The following is a 14,834-nucleotide window of genomic DNA, read 5'->3' on the forward strand; positions in this document are numbered from 1 at the left end:
TTCCAAGGGTCCGCCGCGGTCGGGGAGCGGCCATGCTGATCACATTCCGCGTAAACCCTTGAAGTGAAAGAGTCCCGTGTCCCGCATCCTGTTACAGACGACGATCACCGAATGCGCCGACGATTGGGACGTCGGCCGGTTTTCGATGGTGGCAGACGAGTTGAGAGCGTGCGGTCACCAGGTGACCGCACGCAATCGGGCATGCCTGAGCGACGACCCGGTGCTGAGCCGTCTGGACGAGTTCGATTTCGACCAGTTGTGGCTGCTCGCGGTCGACGTCGGCGACGGTCTGACGGCGGCCGACGCCGACGGTGTCCGGCGGTTCCGCGAGCGCGGCGGCGGTGTGCTCACCGCGCGCGATCACCAAGACCTGGGCTGCTGCCTGAACCGTCTCGGAATTCTCGGCGTGGTCAACGAATTCCACGACGACACCCGCGATGCCCCCGATTTGCGTGACGATCAGGACAACCCGAACATCTCGTGGCCCAACTACCACTCGGGCGCCAATGGCGACTATCAGCCGGTGCTGGTCGACGGCGAGCCGCACGAGCTGCTACGCACCAACCGCACCGCGAGCGGGCACATCGAATGGTTCCCCGCGCATCCGCATGAGGGCATGGTCACCGAGAGACCTCCGCTCGCCCGCGCCATCGCGAAGGGTCGCAGTACCGCCACCGGCCGGTACTTCAATCTCGCCGTGGTGGTCGATGGTGAGCGATGTCCCGACGGCCGGCCGATGGGCCGCGTGGTCGCCGAGTCCACGTTTCACCATTTTGCCGACTACAACTGGGATCTCGGCGCCGGAGCACCGTCGTTCGTGTCCGATGTTCCCGGCACACAGATCATGAACGACCCCGCGCGGCTGGCGGTCTTCAAGGACTACGTCGCCAATATCGCCGGGTGGCTCCACCCGGTCTCGACTACGGGGTTCCAAGGGTCCGATCAGGCTGCATCGCGACGACGCTGAATACCGCAGCTGGGGGCATCCGCCCCAGTGCTGGACCGCCGATAGGGATACGAAATGACGCTTGAGACAGTGGAATCCACCGCACCGGCCGATGGCCGGGGACCCGAGCAACCGGTGCCGTCGTACTACGCGCTTCCGGTTGGGGACATCGACGTCGTGGTGATCAGCGACGGCGTGCTGCCGATGTCGGCTCCGAGCTTGGCGACCAACGCCGACCCTGAAATCCGGGCGGCCTGGCTGGACGACATGTTCCTGCCATCCGACAGTCTCGCGTTGCCGCTGAATCAGGTTGTCGTCCGTCGCGGAGAACAGACCATCCTCATCGACGCCGGAGTCGGCGTCGACTACCAGGACTTCACGCCACGGGCCGGACATTGGGGCGAACGCCTCGAGGCCGCCGGCATCGATCTCGCTGCCGTGACCGACGTGGTCCTCACGCATATGCACTTCGATCACGTCGGCGGCCTCCTGGTGGATGGGGTGAAGGACCGGCTGCGCCCGGACGTGCGAATCCACGCCGCTGCCGCCGAGGCAGAGTTCTGGGAGTCACCGGACTTTTCCCGCACCACGGTGAACGCCGCCATGCAGGATGCGATGCGGTCTTCCGCCACAAGGTTTCTGACCGAGTACCGCAACGTGTTGCGGCCATTCGAGAACGAGTACGAGGTCGCGCCGGGGGTGCTGGTCCGTCGAACCGGCGGACACACCCCGGGGCACAGTGTGGTCCGGCTGGCATCCGGCGGCGACCGACTGACGTTCGCGGGTGACGCCGTGCTGCAGGCGGGATTCGACCACCCGGACTGGTTCAACGGTTTCGAACACGACCCCGAGGAAGCGGCGCGCGTGCGTGTCGGGCTGCTGCAGGAGCTGTCATCGACCCGCGAGGCGCTCGTCGCGACGCACCTGCCGTTCCCATCGGTCTGCCATGTCGCAACTGCGGGCAACGCATTCCGGTGCGTGCCGGCCGTGTGGGAATCCTGAACCAGCAAATCGAAAGGGTGTGTCTGATGAAGATCACTGTGATGGGCGCCAGCGGCCAGATCGGTTCGAAGGTCGTCGCGCTGCTGAACGAAGCCGGTCACCAGACCGTGGCGGCGTCGCGGGACACGGGCGCCGATGTCCTCACCGGCGCGGGCCTGACCGAGGCCCTCGCGGGCTCCGACGTGTTGGTTGACGTCGTCAACTCGCCGGACTTCGCCGACGGGCCGGTACTGGACTTCTTCACCCGGTCGGCGACCAACCTGGTGGCCGCGGCGAAGGAGACCGGCGTCGGCCACTACGTGGCACTGTCGATCGTGGGCTGCGACGGTCTGCCCGACAGCGGCTACATGCGCGCCAAGGTCGCTCAGGAGCGCATCATCACCGAGTCGGGACTGCCCTACACCATCGTGCGGGCCACCCAGTTCCATGAGTTCGCCGACGCGATCACCGCATCGTTGACCGTCGACGGCGAAGTGCGGGTGCCCGAGGGCCTCATCCAGCCGATCGCCGGCGCCGACGTCGCCGCCGAAGTGGCTCGTGTCGCTCAGGCCGCGCCGGTCGACGGCATCGTGAACATCGGGGGTCCGGACAAGTTGACGTTCGCCGGCCTGGCGAAACTGGCGCTGGCGCACCGCCATGAGAGTCTGCCGATCGTGGTCGACCCGGCAGCCGTCTACTTCGGCACCAAGGTCGGCGACACCGGCCTGGTCACCAGTGGCGACGCGATCATCTCGGACCTGCACCTGGCCGACTGGCTGGCCACCCAGTGACGGAGCTGACGGGCCTGACCGCGCTGGTGACCGGCGGGACAGCCGGAATCGGATACGAGACCGCGCGTCTTTTGGCTGCCGAAGGCGCCGCGGTGATCATCACCGGACGCTCCGCAGATCGCGGCGCCGCGGCGGCCGCCGAACTCGGGGTGCGATTCATCGCCGCAGACCTGGCGGATCTGGAATCGGTGAAAAGCCTTGCCCGCCAATGTGGTGATGTCGACATCGTCGTCAACAACGCCGCCAGCTTCCCGGGCGCGCTCACCGTGGAGCAGGACGTCGCGTCGTTCGAGTCGACGTTCGACACCAACGTGCGCGGCGCCTACTTCCTGGTGGCAGCACTGGTACCGGGCATGCTCCGCCGCGGACGCGGGAGCATCGTCAACGTCACGTCCATGGTTGCGTTCAAAGGCGTTCCCGGGGCGTCCAGCTACAGCGCCTCCAAGGCGGCATTGGAATCGTTGACCCGCACGTGGGCAACGGAATTCGGGCCGCAAGGAGTGCGCGTCAACAGCGTCGCGCCGGGACCGACGGCGACCCCGGGCGTCGTTGCCGAGTGGGGTGACACCAACGACGAGCTGGGTCGCGCACTGCCACTGGGCCGGACGGCGCAGCCGGCCGAGATCGCGCAGGCGGTGCTGTTCCTCGCGTCGCCACGGTCGAGTTTCATCACCGGCTCGACCCTGCACGCCGACGGCGGCGGCGCGGCGGCGTGATCGCCGAAAACGGCCCCCGGACAACATGTCCGGGGGCCGTTTTCGTGGTCAGCGGTCAGTAATCCCAGGTTGCGGGAACGCACCGGAAGGTGTCGCCCGCAGCCGCCACGTGGCACACCGAGGGGAACGGCAGGTGCGTCGCCACCAGAGCTGATCCAGTCGCCGCGACCTCCCGCAGCAGGCCGACGCGGACGCGGGCCGCCTCCGCGGGATCGTGCTCGAAACCGTTCTGCCACTCGGGGTTGTCGAAACCGGGAGCGAACACCGCATCGCCCGCGAACATCAGCTTCTCGCCGCGGGACTCCAGCCGCACCACGCTGTGGCCGGGAGTGTGCCCACCGGTGCAGGAGATGAGCACGCCCGGCGCCACCTCGTAGTCCGTCTCGAATGTCCGCAATTGGCCGCGGTATTCGTTCAGGAACTGCGTGGCGACCCGCTTCAGCACGTCCGGAATGGGCTGCGGCATGACCGTGCGAGAGAAGTCGGGCGCCTCCCAGAACTCGGCCTCGGCGGTCGAGGCGTGGACGCGCAGATCGGCACGCAGCCGGTCCTTGAGTCCTTCGGTGATCAGCCCGCCGACGTGGTCCATGTGCATGTGGGTCAGTACGACGTCGGTCACCGAATCGAGATCGACGCCCGCAGCCTCCAGGCGCTGGATCGTCTGACCGGCGCGCGGGAAGTCCGGGAACTCGAGGCCCAGCCCGGCGTCGACCAGGATGGTCCGATCCTCGCTACGGACGACGACCACGTTGAGCGGCCAGTCGACGATCTCCGGCGGCAGGAAGTTGTCGTTCAGCCACTCTGTCAGGTCGGCCGGCGGGGTGGTGGTGGCCAATGTCGACGCGGTGATCGGCAGTACACCGTCGCTGATGACCAGTACTTCGATGTCGCCCACCTGCACGGCGTAGCGCGACGGAACCAACTCGTCGAGCCCCGTCTGCCCGAGGTGGGAAATGTTGTCCAAGCTCACGTTGTCTCCTTTGGCTGCATCGTTCGGCAGGGAATTCACCCTGCGCGGGGTTGAACGCGAGCCACCCCGCGAAGTCATCCGTGCCGGCACGCACCACGGATTGGGGCAAGGGACTACGTACTTTCAAAGGTTCGCCGCGGCCGCCGCTCGACGAGTCTGAGTTCGGCGGACTTCACCGTCACTGGTTGAAAACAGGGAGGCCTCGAACGTGACGGCAGCGCCGGCACCGGATTCCGAACTCGCCGCCCGGTTCGTCGTCGAGGCCGTCCCGTTGTTCGATGCGCTCGGACGCGGCGCCCGACGGCTGACGGACTCCGACGCCGACGCCGAAGATCTCTTGCAGGACACGCTGTTACACGCCTTCGAGGGCTTCGGGTCGTTTCGGCCGGGCACGAACCTCAACGCGTGGCTCTTCCGGATTCTGCACAACCGCTGGGTCAGCAGACACCGGTACCGGCAGTGCCGGCCCGCCGAGGTGGCACTCGAGATGTTCACCGCGAGTGGCCATGAGCGGTCGGCTGTCCATCGTTCGGCCGAGGTCGAGGTGCTGGACGTGATGCCCGACGACGACGTCGTGGCCGCGCTGTCGGAGCTACCCGATGGCGCCCGGACGGCGGTCTTCTACGTCGGGATTCAGGGCTATACCTACGCCGAGACGGCCGCGCTCATGGGTGTCCCGATGGGCACGGTGATGTCGCGGGTTTCGCGGGGTCGGCGGCAACTGCGTACCGCGCTGTCACACCTGGACCGTCAACAGGATTCGGCGTGCCGGCCGGTGACCACGAATTTCCAAGGGTCCGCAGGCGGGCCACAGCCTGCAGGCTGAAGTGGACAGTTGAAGCGGGCCGGAAAGCAGGTTCACCGTGGACGTCTACGAGGCAGTGACCACCAGGCGCTCGGTGCGCGGTTTCATCGACAAAGAAGTACCCAGAGACGTGATCGAGCGCGTGCTGACCGCGGCCGCGTGGGCACCGTCTGGTTCGAACATCCAGCCATGGAACATCTACGTCGTGACGGGCTCGCCACTGGCCGAGCTGAAGAAGCGCGCGGTGGGGCGGGTGGCCGACGGAGTCCTTTGGGACGACCGGGAATACGTGATGTACCCGCCGGCGATGAAGTCGCCGTACCGCGACCGCCGCGAGGCGTTCGGCAACGAGCGTTACAGCGCACTCGGCATCGCACGGGAGGACTGGGAGGCGCGTCAGCGGGCCGCGATCGCCAACTGGGACTGTTTCGGCGCACCGGCCGCCCTGTTCTGCTACATCGACCGGGATCTGGGAGTGGCCCAGTGGGCCGACCTCGGGATGTATCTGCAGAGCGTCATGCTGCTGTTGCGCGCCGAGGGGCTGCACAGCTGCCCGCAGATGGCCTGGTCGCAGGTACACAACACCGTCGCCGAGGTCCTGTCGCCGCCGAGCGAGCTGATGCTGTTCTGCGGCATGTCGATCGGTTACGAAGACGCCGCCGTCGAATACGTCCGGACCGGCCGGGCCCCACTGGGCGAAACCGTCACATTCATCGGGGACCCGGGCGCCCGGCCCTGACCCACCGACTACGGGCTTCCAAGGGTCCCATCGCCCTGCACAGCTGAGAGTCTGAATCCACCGATCCCGCCGAATTCAGTTGAGGAGCAAGCATGTTCGCCACATCGGACGACATAGCCAACGCCATCACGACCATCCAGACCGTCACGCCGCCGTTCATTCCGGCCGGTGCGCACGTGATGACGGTGATCATCGAGTGGCCGCCCGGAGGGGCCGGAGCGCCACCGCACCGTCACCCGGGCGGACCGGCGTTCGGCTATGTGCTGGACGGGGAGATGCTCTTCGAGCTCGAAGGCGAGGCCCCGCGCGTGGTCAGGGCGGGGGAGGCGTTCTGGGAGCCCGGGGGCGACGTCATCCACTATTCCGACGGCAACAACCGCTCGGACATCCCGGTGCGGTACCTCGTCACGATGGTCTGCAACCCGGACGTGCCGATGCTCGTGGTCGTCGACGACGACGAACTCGAAGCCCGCAAGGATCGCCGGGTCCGCTGACGGCCGACGAACCGCCGCTCAGCGGCCAGAGCTGCTGTAGCACAACAGAAATCAACGATGAAAGGCATGACTCATGAAGATCACTGTGATAGGGGCCAGCGGCCAGATCGGTTCCAAGGTCGTCGCGCTCTTGGGTGCCGCGGGCCACGACACCGTTGCCGCCTCCCGTGAGTCCGGCGCTGATGTCCTCACCGGCGCGGGCCTTGCCGACGCACTGGCCGGCGCCGATGTACTCGTCGACGTCGTCAACTCGCCCGACTTCTCCGACGGGCCGGTGCTCGACTTCTTCACCAAATCGGCGACGAACCTGACGACCGCAGCCAAGGACGCGGGCGTCGGCCACTACGTTGCGTTGTCCATCGTGGGCTGCGACGGTCTGCCGGACAGTGGGTACATGCGGGCCAAGGTCGCTCAGGAGCGCATCATCACCGGATCGGGGTTGCACTACACCATCGTTCGGGCCACGCAGTTCCACGAATTCGCCGAGGCGATCACGGCCTCACTGACCGTCGACGGCGTCGTGCGCGCGCCGGAAGGCCTCATCCAGCCGATGGCCGGCAAGGATGTCGCAGCCGAAGTTGCCCGCGCGGCGCAGGCCGCGCCGATCGACGGGATCACCAATATCGGCGGGCCGGAGAAGATGACCTTCGCGCGGCTGGCCGAGCTGGCCCAGGCCCACAGCGGCAGCACGCTGCCGATCGTGACCGACCCGGCGGCCGTCTACTTCGGCACGAAGGTCGGCGACACGGGTCTGGTCACCGGTGCCGACGCCACCATCGCCACCACCCGTCTGCAGGACTGGCTGGCCGCGCACTGACCGCAGGCCGCTGTCGCAGCGCGAAAGGCCCTTGCCAGAAACTGAAACGTGTTCCAATATGCATCGATGACGCATGGCGGGAGCTCGGGCAGCGACGGCACGACGTTCGACCCTGACGCGCTGCGGCAGCGGTACGCCGAGGAGCGCGCCCGTCGGCTGCGTTCCGACGGCATCGGCCAGTACGTGGAGATCGCCGGCCGGTTCGCGACCTTCGGTGAAGACCCTTGGGCCGAGCCGGGTTTCACCCGTGCGCCGCTGACCGACGAGGTCGACGTCGCGATCATCGGCGCCGGTTTCGGCGGGTTGCTCACCGGTGCCCGGCTGCGGGAACTGGGCGTGGCGGACATCCGGCTGATCGACAAGGCCGCCGACGTGGGCGGCACCTGGTACTGGAACCGCTATCCCGGCATCGCCTGTGACGTCGAGTCGTACGTGTACATGCCGCTGCTGGAAGAACTGGGTTATGTGCCGACCGAGAAGTACGCCAAGGGCGCCGAGATTTTCGCGCACTGCCAGGCCATCGCCGAGCACTACGACCTGTACCGCAACGCGTGCCTGCAGACCGAGGTGCGGGAAATCCGTTGGGACGCAGCCGATTCGCGGTGGGTGATCGCCACCAACCACGGCGACGCCATTCGTGCCCGGTTCGTCTCGATGGCCAACGGCTACCTGCAGAAGCCCAAACTGCCCGGGATCGAGGGCATCACCGAGTTCGCAGGCCACGCCTTCCACACCAGCCGCTGGGACTACGCCTATACCGGCGCGGGCCTGGAAAACCTGGCCGACAAGCGCGTCGGCATCATCGGCACGGGCGCGACGTCGATCCAGTGCGTGCCGCGCCTGGCGCCGGCCGTCGGGGAGCTGTTCGTATTCCAGCGGACGCCGTCGACGGTCGACGTGCGGGCCAACGCGCCCACCGACCCGGACTGGGCCGCGGCGCTGGAACCCGGTTGGCAGCAGCGCCGCATCGAGAATTTCCAGATCCTCACCGCCGGCGGCCAGGCCGACGAGGATTTGGTGGCCGACGCCTGGACCAGCCTGGCCAAGGCCATGCCGATTGCCAAAGAGGGCACCGATCCGCAGGCGTCGACGGCGGAGTTGGCGGACTTCGCCAAGATGGAGCAGATCCGGGCGCGCATCGACGCGCTGGTGACCGACCCGGCCACCGCCGAAGGGCTCAAGCCCTGGTACGGCTACTACTGCAAGCGGCCCTGTTTCCATGACGAGTATCTGCAGACGTTCAACCGCGATAACGTCACCCTGGTCGACACCCGGGGCCGGGGTGTCGAGAAAATCAGCGCACGCGGGGTTGTCGTGGACGGCACCGAATACCCGCTCGACTGCCTGATTTTCGCCACCGGATTTGAGGTCGGCACCGACTACACGCGGCGCACCGGGTTCGAGGTGATCGGCCGTGACGGAAAGACGTTGACCGAGAAGTGGTCCGATGGGGTGCGCACGCTACATGGTTTGCATGTCAACGGTTTTCCGAACTGCTTCATCGCGAGCATCGCGCAGTCCGGATTCACGGTGAACTTCCCGTACCTGATCGACACGCAGTCGCGACACACCGCGTGGGTGATCGCGTGGGCGCTCAAGAATGACATCACCAAATTGGAGGCGAGCGCGGCCGCCGAGGACGGCTGGGTCCGCGATGTGGTGGCGCGTTCCGTGGTGATCTCCGGCCGGCGCGAAGCCTGCACACCCGGCTACTACAACCGCGAAGGGCAGCCCAGCGACCGGCTGAACCAGGACAGCTTCTTCTTCGGCAGCCCCACCGAATACGCCGACATCCTCGCAGCCTGGCGGGATGCGGAAACCCTTGAGGGGCTGGTCATCACGTGAGCACCGCCCTGCTGATCGACGGGCAGCTGGTGCCCGGGCGCGGCGGCGAGTTCGCGACAATCAACCCGGCCACCGAGGAGACGTTAGGGTACGCCGCCGACGCTGACGCCGACGACATGGATCGGGCCATCGCGGCGGCCCGCACCGCCTTCGACGACACCGACTGGTCGCGCGACACCGCGCTACGGGTGCACTGCCTGCGGCAGTTGCGCGACGCGCTGGGCGACGAGATCGAGCACCTGCGCGCCATCACCGTGGCCGAGGTGGGCGCGCCGGTCTCACTGACCTACGGCGGGCACCTGCAGGCACCGGTCGATGGCCTGGGCTACGTCGCCGATCTCGCTGAAAACTACACGTGGACAACCGATCTCGGAGAGGCTGCGCCGTTCGGTAAACCGACTCGGCGCACCGTCGTCCGCGAGCCTTGCGGTGTCGTCGGCGCTGTCACGCCGTGGAACTTCCCGCATCAGATCAACTTCGCCAAGCTGGGCCCGGCGTTGGCGGCCGGCAACACCGTCGTGCTCAAGGCCGCGCCGGACACCCCGTGGTGTGCTGCCGAGGTTGGCCGGATCATCAACGAGCGCACCGACTTTCCCGCGGGCGTGGTCAACGTCGTCACTTCGGCCGATCATGCGCTCGGCGCGCAGTTGACCGAGGACCCCCGGGTGGACCTGGTGTCGTTCACCGGCTCGACGGCCACCGGCCGGGCCGTCATGGTGGCAGCCTCGCACACCATCAAGAAGGTGTTCCTGGAACTGGGCGGCAAATCCGCGTACATCGTGCTCGACGACGCCGACCTACCCGCGGCCTGCACCGCCGCGGCCGCCGGTGTCGCGATGCACGCCGGGCAGGGCTGCGCCTTCACCACCCGGCTGCTGGTGCCCCGCGCACGGTACGACGAGGCCGTCGCCGCGGCCGCAACGGCCATGTCCAGCATCGGTTTCGGCGACCCCACCGACCCGAAGACCCTGTGCGGCCCATTGATCTCCGCGCGCCAGCGCGACCGCGTCGAGGGCTACCTTCGGCTGGCGCTGGAGGAGGGTGGCCGGTTTGCCTGCGGCGGCGGGCGGCCGGCGGACCGGACCCAAGGCTTCTTCATCGAGCCGACCGTCATCGCCGGACTCACCAACGATGCCCGCGTGGCGTGCGAGGAGATCTTCGGGCCTGTGCTCACCGTGATCGCCCACGACGGTGACGCCGACGCCGTCCGCATCGCCAACGACTCGCCGTACGGATTGTCCGGCGCGGTCGTCGGCACCGATCAGGCTCGCGTCGACTGGGTGGCGTCCCGGCTGCGGACCGGGACCATCAACGTCAACGGCGGCGTCTGGTACTCACCCGACGCACCCTTCGGCGGCTACAAGCAGTCGGGGATCGGCCGGGAGATGGGCGTGGCCGGTTTCGAGGAGTATCTGGAGACGAAGCTGGTCGCCCGCGGTATCTCCGGCACGCGTTGACCCTGTACCTACGCAGCATTTGTGCGAGTAACCACCGCCCTGGTTACAGGGTCAACGTGAGGTGGGAGCGCGAGCGCGTTGAGGCTGTACCTATGGCGCATTCGTGCGAGTGCGCCTACACGCCGTAGTCGATCACCGCGCGAACAACCCGGCCGCCCAACAGATCATCGAAGGCCTCGTTGATGTCGTCGAGACGGTAGCGCCGCGTGATCATCTCGTCGAGCTTGAGCCGGCCCTCCTGGTAGAGCTGCGCCAGGGCCGGCACTTCGGTGGTCGGATTGCAGGAGCCGAACAGCGTGCCGCACAGGTTCTTGTTCATCAGGATCAGGTCCTGCAGGTCGAGTTGCACGGCCCCGGCCGACGGCGCCGCCATCCCCGTCAGCACGCAGGTGCCGCCCTTGCGGGTCAGGGACAAGGCATCGGCAACGTCGCCGTCACCGATCAGCGACGGTGACACGATCACGGCATCGGCCATCACGCCGCGCGTCAGATCCCGTACCAGCGCAGCAGCTTCAGCGATGGTCACCGCGGTGTGGGTCGCGCCGAACCCGACCGCCGAATCCCGCTTGAACGCCACCGGATCGACGGCCACAACATGAGCCGCCCGACCCAACGCAGCACCCTGGATGGCGGCGGTACCGATACCGCCGACCCCGATCACCACCACGGTGTCGCCGGCACGTACTCCGGCGCGGCGCACCGCCGATCCGTAGCCGGTGGGCACTGCGCACGACAGCAGTGCACTGGGCACGAGCGGCAACGACGGGTCGATCTTCACGAGCGAATCCGCTGCCACCACAGTATGTTCGGCGAACGCGCCGATCTTCGAGGTGTGCCGCAGTTCCTCACCCGCGAGGCTGTGATGACGGAAGGTGCCGTCAGTGGGCATGCCCGGGATGAGCGTGCCGGCGCCGACATCGCACAGGTACTCCATACCGGCTGTGCACCAACGACATTTCCCGCACACCGCCAGGAACGACGTCACCACGTGGTCGCCGGGGGAGAAGCGCGTCACTCCCGGCCCGACCTCCAGGACTACCGCCGAACCCTCGTGACCCCCGATGGTGGGCGGCATGCCCGGCACCACAGCACCTTTCGGCGCGGCCAGCTGGCCCGACCGGATGTGATCGTCGGAGTGGCACAGCCCGGCGGCTGCCATCTGCAACAGCACCTCACCGGCGCGCGGCGGGTCGAGCTCGAATTCCTCGACCGACCAGTCCCCGCCGACCTCACGGATGATCGCGGCACGGCTTCTCATCGCGGCATCATGCGCCGAATGTAACGGACCGTGATGTTTCGCAACCGGTCATCAACGCGTTACGTGATTGATGCCGCCGCGCCGAACGGCTCCGTCACCGTGCTGAACATGAGCACTAGTTCTGTACTCATCGCCCCTGAAGACACCAGTTCATCGACCGGCACCCCGCGCTACACGCTGCTGCTGTCGGCCGACGCCGAACACATCGAGGCCGCGCAACGGCTTCGTCACCACGTGTTCACCTCGGAGCCGGGTTACACCCTCACCGATGACAGCCCCGGTTTCGAAAGTGGCCGGGACGCTGACCGATTCGACGAGTTCTGCGACCACCTGCTGGTCCGCGACGACAACACCGGCGAATACGTCGGCTGCTACCGCATGCTGCCGCCGCCCGGCGCCATCGCCGCGGGTGGGCTTTACACCGCAACGGAATTCGACGTCAGCGCGCTCGATACCCTGCGCCCGTCACTGGTCGAGATGGGCCGCGCCGTTGTGCGCGCCGACCACCGCAACGGCGCCGTCGTGCTGCTCATGTGGGGCGGCATCCTGGCCTACCTGGACCACAGCGGCTACGACTACGTCACCGGCTGCGTGTCGGTACCCATCCAGGGCGGCCCGGACGAGGCCCCGGCCAGCCAGATTCGCGGTGTCCGCGACTTCGTCAACAAGCGGCACGCCTCGGAATACAAGGTGCGCCCGTACCGCCCGGTCATCATCGACGGCAAGCTGCTCGACGACATCGAGCCGCCGGCCCGCGTGACGGTGCCGCCACTGATGCGCGGCTACCTGCGCCTCGGCGCGAAGGTGTGCGGCGACCCGGCCTACGACCCCGACTTCGGTGTCGGTGACTTCCCGGCCCTGCTGGACAAGCGCGAAGCCGACGTCCGGTACCTGACCCGGCTGCGCTCGGCGGCTGCCGCGACCGACAAGGCCGCGCAGTGACCACGCCGGTCACGGCGGCGGAGCACGCCTGGCTGCCCAAGGCGTCGTGCGACGCCAGCTGCATCCGGGTGGACTCCGCGCACATCAGCCGCCCCTTCGTGGTTGTGCTGCGCACGACCGTCCGGCTCATCATGACGATGCTGCTGCTGCCGGCACTGCCGCTGCTGGCGGTGCCGCTGCCCGGCAAGTCCCGCATCCAGCGGCTGTACTGCCGCCTGATGCTGCGCTGCCTCGGCGTGCGGATCACCGTCTCCGGCGGCCCCATCCGCAACCTGAGCGGCGTGCTGGTGGTCGCCGGGCACGTGTCCTGGGTCGACATCTTCGCGATCGGTGCCGTCATGCCTGGCTCGTTCGTGGCTCGTGCCGACCTCATCGAGTGGCCCGCGCTCGGGTTCGTGGCCCGGCTGCTCAAGGTCATCCCGATCGACCGCCACAGCCTGCGCGGCCTGCCCGACGTCGTCCGCACCGTCGGGGACCGGCTCTCCGCAGGTCAGACGGTCGTCGCGTTCCCGGAGGGCACCACGTGGTGCGGCCTGGGGCACGGCACCTTCGCACCGGCGATGTTCCAGGCCGCGATCGACACCGGACGCCCGGTCCAGCCGCTGCAGCTGACCTACCGGCACCGCAACGGCGCGCAGTCGACCATCCCGGCGTTCATCGGCGACGATTCGCTGCTGACGTCGATCAAACGCGTCATCACCGCCAAGCTGACGGTGTGCCACATGCAGGTGCAGTCGCTGCAGCTGCCCGGCACCGATCGGCGCGATCTGGCCGGCCGCTGCCAGGCTGCGGTGCACGAGGTCGGTCCTCTGCCCGTCGCTCCTGTTCACGGGCGCGCGCTGGCAGCCTGACCGGTTTGGCCTGGCCGGTATCCTGGACAGGCCATGAGCCCCGCATATCTGGACCACGCCGCCACGACCCCGATGCAGCCCGCTGCCATCGAGGCGATGACGGCGGTCCTGGCGGCCGGCGGTAACGCGTCCTCGCTGCACACGTCGGGCCGGGCGGCGCGGCGCCGGATGGAGGAGGCCCGTGAGTCCCTGGCCCAGCAGCTGGGCGCCCGGCCCTCCGAGGTGATCTTCACCGCCGGCGGTACCGAGAGTGACAACCTGGCGGTCAAGGGCATCTTCTGGGCCCGCCGGGACAGCTGTCCGGGGCGCCGCCGGATCGTGACGTCGCCGATCGAGCACCATGCGGTGCTCGACGCCGTCGAGTGGCTCGTCGAACACGAGGGCGCGGAAGTGACCTGGCTGCCCGTGGACGCCACCGGCGCCACGTCCGCCGAAGCCCTGCGCCAGATTCTCGAGACCCACGACGATGTCGCGCTGGTCAGCGTGATGTGGGCCAACAACGAGGTCGGCACCATTCAGCCGATCGCCGAATTGGCCACTGTCGCCGCCGAATTCGGCGTGCCGATCCACAGCGACGCCATCCAGGCGATCGGTGCGGTGCCGGTCGATTTCGCCGCGAGCGGGCTGTCCGCCATGAGCGTGGCAGCACACAAGTTCGGTGGTCCCACCGGCGTCGGTGCGCTGCTGCTGCGCCGCGACGTCGCGTGCGTGCCGCTGCTGCACGGCGGCGGTCAGGAGCGTGACGTGCGTTCGGGCACACCGGATGTCGCGGGCGTGGTCGCCATGGCTGCCGCCGCACGCGTTGCGGTGGAGGGCCTGGACGCCTACCGCACCCGGATCGGCGCCCTGCGGGACCGACTGGTCGACGGCGTGCTGTCGGGCATCGACGACGTCGTGCTGAACGGCGGCACCGGCGAGGACCGGCTTCCGGGCAACGCGCACTTCACTTTTCGTGGCTGCGAGGGTGATGCCCTGCTGATGCTGCTGGACGCCAAAGGTGTCGAGTGCTCGACGGGTTCGGCCTGCACGGCGGGCGTCGCGCAGCCGTCACATGTCTTGATCGCGATGGGCGCCGATCCGGCGAGCGCCCGCGGATCACTCCGATTTTCGTTGGGGCACACCAGTTCTGACGCCGACATCGATGCCGCGCTGGCCGTGTTGCCGGCCGCGGTCGAGCGGGCGCGTCAGGCCGCACTGGCCAGTGCCGGGTTGGGAAGGTAGT

General features: G+C 67.9%; 15 protein-coding genes. 13 read left to right on the forward strand and 2 right to left on the reverse strand.

Annotation, left to right across the window (positions count from 1 at the left end):
• The first annotated feature begins 76 nt into the window (after nucleotides 1–76).
• Genes H289_RS31125 through H289_RS0122790 form a run of 4 tightly spaced genes read left to right on the forward strand, consistent with a single transcriptional unit; the run spans nucleotide 77 to nucleotide 3,434 of the window.
• Nucleotides 77–967 (forward strand): hypothetical protein, encoded by an 891-nt coding sequence (locus H289_RS31125; protein ID WP_020103145.1) that lies wholly within the window; start codon nucleotides 77–79, stop codon nucleotides 965–967.
• Nucleotides 968–1,021: 54 nt separating this feature from the next.
• The gene (locus H289_RS0122780) at nucleotides 1,022–1,948 is read left to right on the forward strand and encodes an MBL fold metallo-hydrolase (RefSeq protein WP_020103146.1); all 927 of its coding nucleotides are present in this window, start codon (nucleotides 1,022–1,024) and stop codon (nucleotides 1,946–1,948) included.
• Between the two features lie 26 nt (nucleotides 1,949–1,974).
• Nucleotides 1,975–2,718: an SDR family oxidoreductase gene (locus H289_RS0122785; RefSeq protein ID WP_020103147.1), complete on the forward strand. Its 744-nt coding sequence runs from the start codon at nucleotides 1,975–1,977 to the stop codon at nucleotides 2,716–2,718.
• Nucleotides 2,715–3,434 (forward strand): SDR family NAD(P)-dependent oxidoreductase, encoded by a 720-nt coding sequence (locus tag H289_RS0122790; protein WP_020103148.1) that lies wholly within the window; start codon nucleotides 2,715–2,717, stop codon nucleotides 3,432–3,434. Before H289_RS0122785 ends, H289_RS0122790 begins: the two co-directional genes overlap by 4 nt.
• Before the next feature lie 55 nt (nucleotides 3,435–3,489).
• Here the strand turns inward: H289_RS0122790 and H289_RS0122795 are convergent, their stop codons facing one another.
• Entirely contained in the window at nucleotides 3,490–4,404 is a 915-nt protein-coding gene (locus H289_RS0122795; protein WP_051128570.1) for an MBL fold metallo-hydrolase, read from the reverse strand.
• 208 nt (nucleotides 4,405–4,612) lie between these two features.
• Between H289_RS0122795 and H289_RS31130 the strand changes: the two genes are divergently transcribed.
• The 6 genes from H289_RS31130 to H289_RS0122825 all read left to right on the forward strand — a co-directional run bounded on the left by H289_RS31130 (nucleotide 4,613) and on the right by H289_RS0122825 (nucleotide 10,561).
• The gene (locus tag H289_RS31130) at nucleotides 4,613–5,230 is read left to right on the forward strand and encodes a sigma-70 family RNA polymerase sigma factor (RefSeq protein WP_020103150.1); all 618 of its coding nucleotides are present in this window, start codon (nucleotides 4,613–4,615) and stop codon (nucleotides 5,228–5,230) included.
• Between the two features lie 37 nt (nucleotides 5,231–5,267).
• Nucleotides 5,268–5,948 (forward strand): nitroreductase, encoded by a 681-nt coding sequence (locus tag H289_RS0122805; protein WP_020103151.1) that lies wholly within the window; start codon nucleotides 5,268–5,270, stop codon nucleotides 5,946–5,948.
• A 92-nt stretch (nucleotides 5,949–6,040) separates the two neighbouring features.
• A complete protein-coding gene (locus H289_RS0122810; RefSeq protein ID WP_020103152.1) occupies nucleotides 6,041–6,442 on the forward strand; it encodes a cupin domain-containing protein in 402 nt (133 codons plus the stop codon).
• Between the two features lie 73 nt (nucleotides 6,443–6,515).
• Nucleotides 6,516–7,259 (forward strand): SDR family oxidoreductase, encoded by a 744-nt coding sequence (locus tag H289_RS0122815; protein ID WP_020103153.1) that lies wholly within the window; start codon nucleotides 6,516–6,518, stop codon nucleotides 7,257–7,259.
• A gap of 66 nt (nucleotides 7,260–7,325) precedes the next feature.
• A complete protein-coding gene (locus H289_RS0122820) occupies nucleotides 7,326–9,104 on the forward strand; it encodes a flavin-containing monooxygenase (protein WP_020103154.1) in 1,779 nt (592 codons plus the stop codon).
• Nucleotides 9,101–10,561 carry an aldehyde dehydrogenase gene (locus tag H289_RS0122825; RefSeq protein WP_020103155.1) on the forward strand — a complete coding sequence of 487 codons (1,461 nt, stop codon included), beginning with the start codon at nucleotides 9,101–9,103 and terminating at the stop codon, nucleotides 10,559–10,561. The genes H289_RS0122820 and H289_RS0122825 overlap by 4 nt, the downstream gene beginning before the upstream one ends.
• Before the next feature lie 115 nt (nucleotides 10,562–10,676).
• On the opposite strand, the gene H289_RS0122830 is transcribed toward H289_RS0122825, so the two are convergent.
• On the reverse strand, nucleotides 10,677–11,819 hold the full coding sequence (locus tag H289_RS0122830) for an NDMA-dependent alcohol dehydrogenase (protein ID WP_020103156.1): 1,143 nt from the start codon (nucleotides 11,817–11,819) through the stop codon (nucleotides 10,677–10,679).
• A gap of 108 nt (nucleotides 11,820–11,927) precedes the next feature.
• On the opposite strand from H289_RS0122830, the gene H289_RS0122835 reads away from it, so the two are divergent.
• From H289_RS0122835 to H289_RS0122845, 3 genes are read left to right on the forward strand one after another with little or no spacing between them, the layout of a single operon-like run.
• A complete protein-coding gene (locus H289_RS0122835) occupies nucleotides 11,928–12,761 on the forward strand; it encodes a GNAT family N-acetyltransferase (RefSeq protein ID WP_029105618.1) in 834 nt (277 codons plus the stop codon).
• A complete protein-coding gene (locus H289_RS0122840; protein ID WP_020103158.1) occupies nucleotides 12,758–13,612 on the forward strand; it encodes a lysophospholipid acyltransferase family protein in 855 nt (284 codons plus the stop codon). The genes H289_RS0122835 and H289_RS0122840 overlap by 4 nt, the downstream gene beginning before the upstream one ends.
• Nucleotides 13,613–13,645: 33 nt before the next feature.
• Nucleotides 13,646–14,833, forward strand: a complete 1,188-nt coding sequence (locus tag H289_RS0122845) for a cysteine desulfurase family protein (protein WP_020103159.1) — start codon at nucleotides 13,646–13,648, stop codon at nucleotides 14,831–14,833.
• Nucleotide 14,834 lies beyond the last annotated feature (1 nt).

This window comes from Mycobacterium sp. 360MFTsu5.1, assembly GCF_000383495.1.
GTDB classification, from domain to species: domain Bacteria; phylum Actinomycetota; class Actinomycetes; order Mycobacteriales; family Mycobacteriaceae; genus Mycobacterium; species Mycobacterium mucogenicum_B.

Bases quoted from the DNA above. Each gene is read 5' to 3' on its own strand.
- H289_RS0122830 (WP_020103156.1), bottom strand. From the start codon at position 11,819: ATGAGAAGCCGTGCCGCGATCATCCGTGAGGTCGGCGGGGACTGGTCG.
- H289_RS0122820 (WP_020103154.1), top strand. From the start codon at position 7,326: ATGACGCATGGCGGGAGCTCGGGCAGCGACGGCACGACGTTCGACCCT.
- H289_RS0122845 (WP_020103159.1), top strand. From the start codon at position 13,646: ATGAGCCCCGCATATCTGGACCACGCCGCCACGACCCCGATGCAGCCC.
- H289_RS0122815 (WP_020103153.1), top strand. From the start codon at position 6,516: ATGAAGATCACTGTGATAGGGGCCAGCGGCCAGATCGGTTCCAAGGTC.
- H289_RS0122835 (WP_029105618.1), top strand. From the start codon at position 11,928: ATGAGCACTAGTTCTGTACTCATCGCCCCTGAAGACACCAGTTCATCG.
- H289_RS0122785 (WP_020103147.1), top strand. From the start codon at position 1,975: ATGAAGATCACTGTGATGGGCGCCAGCGGCCAGATCGGTTCGAAGGTC.
- H289_RS0122810 (WP_020103152.1), top strand. From the start codon at position 6,041: ATGTTCGCCACATCGGACGACATAGCCAACGCCATCACGACCATCCAG.
- H289_RS0122780 (WP_020103146.1), top strand. From the start codon at position 1,022: ATGACGCTTGAGACAGTGGAATCCACCGCACCGGCCGATGGCCGGGGA.